Source organism: Mameliella sp. CS4 (assembly GCF_019392335.1).
GTDB lineage: Bacteria > Pseudomonadota > Alphaproteobacteria > Rhodobacterales > Rhodobacteraceae > Antarctobacter.
The window spans coordinates 1-233 of the sequence record NZ_JAHXRQ010000303.1 but is presented as its reverse complement, the minus strand read 5'-3'; the positions used below and the strand labels follow the sequence as shown (position 1 = coordinate 233).

The window sequence follows — 233 nt, the reverse complement described above, 5'->3', positions numbered from 1 at the left end:
ATTTATTACTAGAGCAGTTTGGGGGAGCTCAGGGCGAGCTCGCAGCGGCCTCCCGCTACTTCACCCAAGCGTTGGCAGAAGATGATCCAGGCAGAAAAGATCTGCTGATGGATATCGCCACCGAAGAGCTCAGTCACCTTGAGATTGTCGGATCGATCATCGTGATGTTGAACAAGGGCGCCAAGGGACGAATGGCCGAAGGTGTGGAGGAGGAAGGCGAGCTATACCGCGCC

The 233-nt window shown here is 55.8% G+C and carries 1 protein-coding gene; it reads left to right on the top strand.

Annotated features, from left to right (window positions below; all coding sequences use genetic code 11):
• A partial coding sequence (locus tag KZZ07_RS27495; RefSeq protein WP_219520230.1) for a manganese catalase family protein occupies positions 1-233 on the top strand: 233 nt, incomplete at both ends.